This window comes from Streptomyces sp. NPDC058964 (assembly GCF_042741275.1).
Lineage (GTDB): Bacteria > Actinomycetota > Actinomycetes > Streptomycetales > Streptomycetaceae > Streptomyces.
In genome coordinates, this window is sequence record NZ_JBHYKH010000051.1 from 19,983 (window position 1) to 28,780 (window position 8,798).

Annotated in this window: 9 protein-coding genes; 3 read left to right on the forward strand and 6 right to left on the reverse strand. The window is 74.2% G+C overall.

The window, feature by feature from the left end:
- The first annotated feature begins 168 nt into the window (after positions 1-168).
- Positions 169-1,734, forward strand: coding sequence for a carboxylesterase/lipase family protein (locus tag ACFW2E_RS09590; RefSeq protein WP_384463943.1), 1,566 nt, complete (start codon positions 169-171; stop codon positions 1,732-1,734).
- A gap of 11 nt (positions 1,735-1,745) precedes the next feature.
- Here ACFW2E_RS09590 and ACFW2E_RS09595 read toward each other — a convergent pair whose 3' ends face one another.
- The 4 genes from ACFW2E_RS09595 to ACFW2E_RS09610 form a co-directional block, all read right to left on the reverse strand.
- A complete protein-coding gene (locus tag ACFW2E_RS09595) occupies positions 1,746-2,315 on the reverse strand; it encodes a hypothetical protein (RefSeq protein WP_384463946.1) in 570 nt (189 codons plus the stop codon).
- Positions 2,312-3,766 (reverse strand): PTS transporter subunit EIIC, encoded by a 1,455-nt coding sequence (locus tag ACFW2E_RS09600; RefSeq protein WP_384463949.1) that lies wholly within the window; start codon positions 3,764-3,766, stop codon positions 2,312-2,314. Before ACFW2E_RS09600 ends, ACFW2E_RS09595 begins: the two co-directional genes overlap by 4 nt.
- Positions 3,767-3,782: 16 nt before the next feature.
- Positions 3,783-4,718 carry an N-acetylmuramic acid 6-phosphate etherase gene (murQ, locus tag ACFW2E_RS09605; protein ID WP_384463952.1) on the reverse strand — a complete coding sequence of 312 codons (936 nt, stop codon included), beginning with the start codon at positions 4,716-4,718 and terminating at the stop codon, positions 3,783-3,785.
- 143 nt (positions 4,719-4,861) lie between these two features.
- Positions 4,862-5,794: a MurR/RpiR family transcriptional regulator gene (locus tag ACFW2E_RS09610; RefSeq protein ID WP_384463955.1), complete on the reverse strand. Its 933-nt coding sequence runs from the start codon at positions 5,792-5,794 to the stop codon at positions 4,862-4,864.
- Between the two features lie 55 nt (positions 5,795-5,849).
- Here ACFW2E_RS09610 and ACFW2E_RS09615 point away from each other — a divergent pair, with 55 nt between their 5' ends.
- Together ACFW2E_RS09615 and ACFW2E_RS09620 are read left to right on the forward strand one after the other, a co-directional pair.
- Positions 5,850-6,233 (forward strand): hypothetical protein, encoded by a 384-nt coding sequence (locus ACFW2E_RS09615; RefSeq protein ID WP_384463958.1) that lies wholly within the window; start codon positions 5,850-5,852, stop codon positions 6,231-6,233.
- The gene (locus ACFW2E_RS09620) at positions 6,230-6,496 is read left to right on the forward strand and encodes a DUF4031 domain-containing protein (RefSeq protein ID WP_384463961.1); all 267 of its coding nucleotides are present in this window, start codon (positions 6,230-6,232) and stop codon (positions 6,494-6,496) included. Before ACFW2E_RS09615 ends, ACFW2E_RS09620 begins: the two co-directional genes overlap by 4 nt.
- A 6-nt stretch (positions 6,497-6,502) precedes the next feature.
- Here ACFW2E_RS09620 and ACFW2E_RS09625 read toward each other — a convergent pair whose 3' ends face one another.
- Positions 6,503-7,573 carry a GNAT family N-acetyltransferase gene (locus ACFW2E_RS09625; protein WP_384463964.1) on the reverse strand — a complete coding sequence of 357 codons (1,071 nt, stop codon included), beginning with the start codon at positions 7,571-7,573 and terminating at the stop codon, positions 6,503-6,505.
- 10 nt (positions 7,574-7,583) lie between these two features.
- Positions 7,584-8,246, reverse strand: a complete 663-nt coding sequence (locus ACFW2E_RS09630; RefSeq protein WP_384463967.1) for a hypothetical protein — start codon at positions 8,244-8,246, stop codon at positions 7,584-7,586.
- Between the last annotated feature and the right edge of the window lie 552 nt (positions 8,247-8,798).

Below are 8,798 nucleotides of genomic sequence, written 5' to 3' on the forward strand. Positions count from 1 at the left end.
CGACGGGGCGGCGGCGGTCCGGGCGCCCGGGCCGCGGGGGGGGGCGCCCTGGGGGGGCCGGCCCCCCGCGCCCCCCCGCGCGCCCCCCCCCCCCGGGGGGGGGGGGCGCCCCCCGGGCACTTGTTCGCGTGCCCGGCCGTTCCACTGGCGACGGATCAAGGAGTGACCATGACGACAACCGAGTCCCACGACCACCTTGCCCCCGCGTCGGGCGGACCCGTGGTGCGGACCACGGCCGGTGCCGTGCGCGGTCGCCGGGAGGACGGGCTGGCGGTCTTCCGGGGCATACCTTTCGCCGAACCCCCGGTGGGGGAGGCGAGGTTCGCTGCACCGCGACCTGTGGGGGCCTGGGACGGAACTCGGGAGGCGTTGGCGTTCGGGCCCCCGCCGCCGCAGGAGGCGGGCATCCAGGGACCCCCGGGCCCGGTGGGCGGGCCCCTGGGCGACGACTGGCTGACGCTCAACGTCTGGACGCCGGAGCCGAGTCCGTCGGCCGGGCGGCCGGTGATGGTGTGGATCTACGGCGGCGCGTACAAGCTGGGCTTCTCCGGCCAGCCGGGTTATGACGCGCAGCGCATCGCCCGGGAGGGTGACGTCGTCGTGGTCACCTTCAACTACCGGGTGGGGATGGAGGGGTTCGCCCGCATCGAGGGGGCGCCCGCGAACCGGGGCCTGCTCGACCAGGTGGCGGCCCTGGAGTGGGTGCGGGAGAACATCACGGCGTTCGGGGGAGACCCGGCCCGGGTCACGGTGTTCGGGGAGTCGGCCGGGGCGGGCTCGGTCGCGTCGCTGCTGGCCATGCCGAAGGCACGCGGTCTCTTCCGGCGGGCGATGGCACAGAGCGTGCCGGGGACGTTCTTCTCCGAGGAACTGGCCCGGGACATGGCGTCCGCGCTCGCTGCGGAGGCCGGCCTGCGCCCGACGGTGGCGGACCTGTCGGCCGTCGACCCGCGCCGGCTGACACACGCCGGGCAGGCGCTGAGCGCCAAGATGCTCCAGCACCAGGACAGATGGGGCCAGGCCGCGCCCACGATGACCCCCTTCTCACCGGTGGTCGACGGCGAGGTGCTGCCGACGACTCCGTGGCGGGCGCTGGCAGCGGGGTCGGCCAGGGACATCGACCTGGTCGTGGGCCACAACCGGGACGAGTTCAGGCTCTTCCTCGTCCTCGGCGGAATGCTCGACAAGATCACGGAGGACCGGGCCACGGACGCCCTGCGGCTGTTCGCACCGGGCGGGAAGGCGGGCGAGCGGGCCTACCGCGCCGCCTTCCCCGAAGCCTCACCGGGCGAGCTGTACGAACGCGTCCACACCGACTGGCTGTTCAGCATGCCGTCACTGCGCCTGGCGGAGGCACAGCTGGCAGGCGGCGGCCGGGCGCACGTGTACGAGCTGACCTGGCCGGCGCCGGGGTACGGGGGTGTCCTGGGTGCCTGCCACGGCCTGGACATCCCGCTGCTGTTCGGCACGTTCGGGGCGGACCTGGGAAATCTGCTGTTCTCCGGGGTGGCGGGTCCCGTCCCGGCGGATGCCCAGGAGCTGTCGTCCCGTCTCCGCCGGTCGTGGACGGAGTTCGCGCGGACGGGGGATCCGGGATGGCCGGCGTACGACGGCGAGCTGAGGCCCACGCAGGTACTGGATGCCGAGCCCGCGGTCGTGGCGTACCCGGAGGAGAGGAGCCGGAAGCTGTGGGAGGGGCACGAGTTCGGGCCGCTGCCGCTGATCGGCGGCTGAGGCGACAGAGCCTAGAGGTTGCCCATGGGCTCGATGTCGACCTGTACGGGCGTCCCCCAGATCCGCAGCACCTCGTAGTCCGTGAACTCGTGCACGAGCCGGTACGCCATGGCGGGCCTGGAGCCGCGCCGCTGTGCGGCGAGATACAGCTCGGCCTCGCGCCGGTCGCGTCGCGGCGTACCGCACAGCTGCCACTCCCGCCCGTTCCACAGTTCCGGCAGCCAGCGCTGCTGGGGCTGGGGGCGGTCGGAGCGGACGCCGTAGCGGGAGGGCGCGGGGGAAGCGGCTTCGGCACCCGGCCGGGTGCCGTGCAGTTCGGAGCGGCGCGCGGCCCTTCGCCGCGTCTCGCACAGCAGGCACAGATCCGGTGCGCTCTCGTCGACGGGCCCGTTCGGATGCTCGGGACAGCGGGTGGTGACCGCGCCCGAGGTGACGCTCTCGTCCAGCAGCTCCAGGGCCCGCCGGAGATCGGCCTTCACCTCGTGCAGCCGGGAGTCCGGGGTGTCGGCTGTCAGGGCCTCGCCGTGCTCGCCGAGGAGCCGCAGGGCGCGGCCAAGGGCGGTCAGCTGGGCGTGGTTCATGGTGCGCTCCCCATTTCCGGCCCCGGCGGGCCCTCGGCCGGCTCTCGGTACGCCTTCACTACGCCACCAGTATGAATCCGGCCGGCACCGGGCCTGATCACCACGTAGGTCGCCAGGAAGCCGACGGCGTAACCGGTCAGCAGGCCCCCACCGTAGATCGCCGCCGTCAGGGCCGGCCCCCTGTTCCCCGCCAGCAGCGGGAACAGGGCCCAGCCCGACGGCCCGATCGCCGTGGCCCCCACCTTGTCCCCGAGCATCGCGAAGAACCCGACGAACGCCCCGCCCGCCGCCCCGCCCGCACAGGCCGTCAGAAACGGCCGCCCCAGGGGGAGGGACACCCCGTAGATGAGCGGTTCGCCCACGCCCAGCAGTCCGGCGGGGAGCGCCGACCGGATCGTCGTACGGATGGAGGTGTCGTGCCGCAGGCGGATGTACACCGCCGCCGCCGCGCCCACCTGTCCCGCGCCCGCCATGGCCAGCAGGGGCAGCAGGACCGTGTAGCCCTGCTGCTGGATGAGGGTGGTGTGGATGGGGATCAGCGCCTGGTGCAGGCCCAGCATGACGAGGGGCAGGAACAGACCGCCCAGGGCCAGCCCGGCGAACGCGCCCGTCGTCCTCAGCAGCCAGTCGGCCGCCGTGCCGATGGCCGCCGACACGGCTCCGGCCACGTACATGAGGCCGTAGAGGGTGGCGAGTCCCGAGACGAGGACCGTCACTGCCGGGGTCAGCAGGACGTCCAGCGCGCCGGGGACCCGGCCCCGGCACCATCTCTCCGCGTACGTCGCCAGCAGGGCCGCCGCCAGCGCGCCCAGCACCCCGCCCTGCCCCGGCGCCAGCTGCACACCGAACGCCGTCACCTTGGCCACGCCGGGGTAGACGACCACCGCCGCGGCCGCCCCGCCCAGCACCGGGGTGCCGCCGAACTCCTTCGCCGTGCCGTACCCGACGAACACCGCGATCAGCGCCATGAAGGCGGAGGAGATCGCGGCCAGGGCGGGGGTCAGGCCGGTAAGCCAGCCGGCGTTGACCAGCAGACCGTTGACGCCCGCCAGGATCCCGCAGCCGATCAGCGCGGGGATCAGCGGCAGGAAGACGTTCGCCACGCGGCGCAGGGCGGTCTTCACGGGGGTCGCGTTGCGCCGCGTGCGGGCCGCTCTCAGCTCGGCTCCCCGGGCGGCCAGCCGGTCCGCGGTGCTCGGCGCCACCAGCCCTTCCACCGCCGTCGTGACCTCGGCGACCACCCCGGGCCCCAGCACCACCTGGCACGAGGCCCCGTCCACGACGACCCCGAGGACCCCCGGCAGGGCCCGCAGCCCCTCCTCGTCGACGGCGGCCGGGTCGGCGAGTCCTAGCCGCAGCCTGGTCATGCAGTGGGCGACGGAGGTGACGTTGGCGGGGCCGCCGACCAGGGGCAGGATCGCGGCGGCGGTGGAGGCGGGGTCTTGGCGCACCCCCCGAGCGTGCGCGTCAGCGGCCCGCGACCGCCAGCGCGGCACGCAGATGGCCGCCGGACTCCACCAGAAGGCGGGCGGCCGTGGGGCCGTCGACGCCGGCCAGGATGGCCAGGATCGCGTTCTTCACCTCGCCGCCGGTCTCGCCGAGGGCCTTCTCGACCTCCTCGTCGGTGGCGCCCGTGGCCAGGGCGACGATCCGGCGGGACCGGGCCCGGAGCTTGTCGTTGGAGGCGCGCACGTCGACCATCAGGTTCCCGTACGTCTTGCCCAGCCGGATCATCGTGACCGTGGACAGCATGTTGAGGACCAGCTTCTGGGCCGTACCGGCCTTCAGCCGGGTGGAGCCTGTGATCAGCTCGGGGCCGACGACGACCTCGATGCCGTGCTCGGCGGCCGCCGCGAGCGCGCTGTCCCTGTTGCAGGACAGGCCGACGGTCAGGGCGCCCAGGGCGCGGGCGTGCTCGACGGCGCCGATCGCGTACGGGGTGCGGCCGGAGGCCGAGACGCCGACCACCGTGTCGTCGGGCGTCAGCACCAGCGCGTCGAGATCCTTGCGGGCCAGCTCCTTCGAGTCCTCGGCACCCTCGACGGACGTGACCATCGCCTCGGGGCCGCCCGCGATCAGGCCGACCACCTGCGCGGGGTCGGTGTTGAAGGTGGGCGGGCACTCGGACGCGTCCAGCACGCCGAGCCGTCCGGCGGTGCCCGCGCCCGCGTAGACCAGACGGCCCCCCCGGGACATGCGCGCGGCGACGGCGTCGATGGCGGCGGCGATCTCCGGAAGCCGCTCGGCGACGGCCGCGGGCACACCCGAGTCCTCGCCGTTCATCAGCCGGGCGATGTCGAGGGTGGGCAGCCGGTCGATGCCGGCGAGTTCCGGCCGGAAGGCCTCGGTGGTCAGGGTCTCCAACTGGGCGCGGAGGTCGGAGGGGTCGGGCAGGGAGGTCATGGGGGCGGCTCTCTCCGGTGTCTTTCGATTGCAGGGTGGTGCAGCACGCCTGGGGCGCGGGGCTGTGACGCGTGCGGCTCCGCCGGGTGGGCGCGACCGGCCACGGACTGCCCGCGGATCCGCACGACGGTCGGTCCCGCGGTCTATCTCGGCGAACTCCGGTGCCGATGAGCCAACGCCTCGTACGAAGCGGCCAGCGCGGGCGCCGCGGACTCGTACGTCCGTTGGGCCACACCCACGAAGAGGCAGTCGACCACGAGCAGTTGACTCGTCCGGGAGGACATCGCGGCGGGCCGCAGCTCGCTCTCCCGGGCGGTCGACGTCGTCAGCACGTGGTCGGCGTACTGGGTCACCGACGAGTCCGGCCGCCCGGTGATGGCGACGGTGGTCGCCCCGTGCTCGAACGCGACCCGCAAGGGCTCTATCACGTCCCCCGTCGAACCGGAGTGCGTGATCGCGATCGCCACGTCACCGGCCCGCAGCTGCACCGCGTTCGTCACGGCGAGGTGGGGATCGCTGTGCGCATGGGCTATGAGCCCTATCCGCAGCAGCTTCTGCGTCAGGTCCTGGGCGACCAGCCCCGACGCGCCTATGCCGTACACGTCGGTCCGCCGCGCACTGGCGAGCGCGGTGACGGCCGCTCCCAGCTGCACGGTGTCGAGACCGGCGGCCGTGTCGGCGAGGGTCTGCTGCTCGTCGTAGGCGAGTTTGGCGACGACGTCCGCGATCGGGTCGTCGACCGCTATGTCGGTGGTGATGGCGGGCGCGCGCCCGGACTGCTGCTGCGCGGCGAGGCCGGCCAGGGCGAGACGCAGGTCGCGGTAGCCGGGGTAGCCCAGCAGACGGGCGGTGCGCACGACCGTCGCCTCGCTGGTGCCGGTGAGTTCGGCCAGGCCGGTGACCGTGAGGGCGGCGCAGCCGGCCGGGTCGCCCGCCACGGCCTCGGCGACGCGCTGCATGGAGCGGGTCATGGAGGGGGCGAGCGTGCGCACCTTGGCGGCGAGGGCGGCGGGCGCGGGGGGTGCGCCTCCCGGTCTGCCCGGACTGCCGAAAATTTCCTTCACATCCTGGGTCACATATGAAAGATATTTTCGGCTCGGTGCCGTGGTCAAGGCCGCGCACAATGGGACCATGGAGCCGGTAAGCCCCCTGGAGCAGACCCTGCACGCTGCCCGCGCCCTCGTGCTCGCCGATCTGGTCGCGGGCCAGGTCGCCGAGGCGGACGTCGTCTCACTGGTCGAGGAGTCCGTCGTACAGCGCCGCTGGTGGGTCGAGCAGTGGCCGGACGGGGCCGGTTACGTGGCCGGGCTGGTGGCCCAGGACGTGCAGGACGCACTGCTGGAGCGGTACGGGCGCTGGCCGTTGTGCCCGGTCTGCGGTTCCGGCGATCCGCACGCGCTGGACGTCGAGCCGGAGCTCGGGCCCGATCCGCACTGGGTGTGCCACAAGGTGGGCGTGAAGGTCGCGGCGGTCGGGTCGCTGGGGCGGAACACGGGCGGGACGTCCTCCTCGTGACGTTGTTCATCGACCCGCCGACCTGGCCCGGACACGGGCGCCTGTGGTCACACCTCGTGAGCGATGTGTCGTACGACGAACTGCACCTGTTCGCCGCGGAACTGGGCCTGCCCCGGCGGGCCTTCGAACGCGACCACTACGACGTTCCGTCGCACCGGTACGCGGACGCGGTGGCCGCCGGGGCGGTTGAGGTGGGCAGCCGCGAAGTGGTGCGGCTGCTGCACGGCTCCGGGCTGCGCAGGCGCAAGCGCCGGGTCCCGTGACCGGGCCTACGGGCGCCGCAGTTCGTAGGCGATTTCCTCCTGACCCTCGCCGACCTTCGTGAACCCGGCCCGGGTGACGACGGCGTGGGAGGGCGCATTGTCCCGCTCGACGGTCGCGAACAGCGTGCGTACGTCGTCCCGTGCCAGCGCCCAGTCCGCCAGCGCGCGCAGGGCCTCGGTGGCGTAGCCCTGACCGCGGGCGCCCTCGACGAGGTCGTAACCGATCTCCGCGCGCCCCTCCTCGTCCGGGACGCCGTGGAAGCCCATGCCGCCGATCGCGCGGCCGTCCTCCCGCCGTACCAGGACGAACATCCCGAACTCCGGCCGGTGCACGCCCGCCTCGTACGCCTTGACGGTCATCCCGGCGGCCTCCCGCGTGCCCTCGTACGGGCCGCCCTCGATCCACTCGAAGCCGCCGTCGCCGCCGAGGCGCAGATCGCGGGCGGCGGCCGGGCGGACGCCGGTCAGGGTGAGGCGTTCGGCGGGTATGACGAGGTTGTTGCGCCAGCGCCACTCGGTGACCGGGGCGCGCCCGGGCAGCTCGCCGCGGCCGGTGGCCCACAGCAGCGTGGGCCAGGCGGCCGGGCCGGGCTGGACGTGCGGGAAGAGCCAGGTCAGGACGGACTCGGCCAGCTCCTCGGACGGTTCGTAGGAGATCCCCAGGCCCTCGGCGACGTCGTGCGTGTGCAGCAGCACCTCGGCGATGCCCATCGCGGCGAAGCCCTCGCGGTCCGCGCTGCGGAAGGGGTACGGGTGCCAGGCGCGGACGTCTCGCGGGGTGGTGCGGACCGTGGCGGCGAACAGGGCGCCGGTCGTCTCGACGACGTGCAGCAGGCCCGCGTTGTCGGTGCCCTCGTCGAGGGTGATCCCGAAGGGGACGTAGGCGTCCTGGGCGCGGCCCGCCAGCTGACCGGCGTAGGCGATCAGGTCCTCGGCGACGTGGAACACCGTCTTGTGGCAACTCCACGCCAGCCGCCCGGCCTTCACCTGCGTCCAGTCCCGGTCCACCGCTGTCCGCAGGGCCGCCACGCTGCTCGCGACGGCCTCTTCCACCTGTTCCCCGCCCAATGCACGCATGGGCCGCAGACTAGGCCGTCGGGTCCGCCGGGGGCGACAGCATTTCCAGCTCGGAGCGGAGGTTGTAACGGGCCGTCGCCTCCCACTTCGCCCGGCCGTAGGGGGTCCTGAACAGGCGGGGCAGTGCGAGGAGCTGACGCAGGATCGCGGAGCGGCCCTCGCGGAAGGCGTCGCCGGGGACGAAGTGGTACTCCTCGCGGACGGCGGCGGTGTAGGCGGCGTACACGGACGGGGACGCGGCGAGGATCGCCAGGTCGGCGTCGCACAGCACCTGGCCGTCGCGGTCGTCGTCGGCCGGGTCGTGGGTGACGGTGAGCCGGACCAGCCGGGCCACCTCGGCGGTCCGGTCGTCGGGCACCCCGGCCTCGGGGAGCGCGCGCTCGGCCAGATGCGCCGAGCGCTCCTCGTTCTCGGAGCGGTCGGGGAGGTAGACGGCGTCGTGGAACCAGGCGGCCAGGCGGACCACGTCCGGGTCGGCCGCGTGCTCCGCCAGCACGTCGACGTGGTCCAGGACCGCGGTGAGGTGAGTGAGCGTGTGGTAGTGGCGCTGGGGTTCCTGCCAGCGGGCGAGCAGGTTGTCGGCGTACGGGGCCGGGTCGGGGCCGCCGCCGGGGCCGCGGGCTCCTTCCAGGGCTCGGGACCAGCGGGTGCGGAGTGCGTCGAGGTCGGCCATGGGGGGCATTCTCCCGCGCGGCCGGGCCGCCCGGCTTGTCGGCCACGACTGGCGTGATGGCCGGCGCACGCACTCCCAGGGACCCCGAACTGCCCGGACGGCTGCGGCCGTCGAGCGCGACGCCCTGGCACCCCTGCCGCGGGCCCGGCCGGACGCGGACCTCGCGCTGACGGCCGCCGTGCGTTCGGGGCGGACGGTGCGGGACGTGCCCGCGCCACTGCTCGGCCGCGCTGGTCAAGGTCGTGGAGGGCCGTTTCGAGAAGGGCGTGTTCCCGTCCGGGTCGAACGACCGGGACATCGCCGGTGAACGCCGGGGCGGGCGGGGTGCCGGACATGATCCCGCCGGGATGGGGGTCCCCCGCTCGAGCGAAGTCGAGAGCTTGGGAGAGGCCATGCGGGGGATGTGCGCGACACCTTCGGCGGCCCGGTGTCCATGCGGGGGACGGGACGCCGTACGCGCCCGGCGCTGCTCGCCCGGCGCTGCTCGCCCGGCGCTGCTCGCCCGGCGCTGCTCGCCCGGCGCTGCTCGCCCGGCGCTGCTCGCCCGGCGCT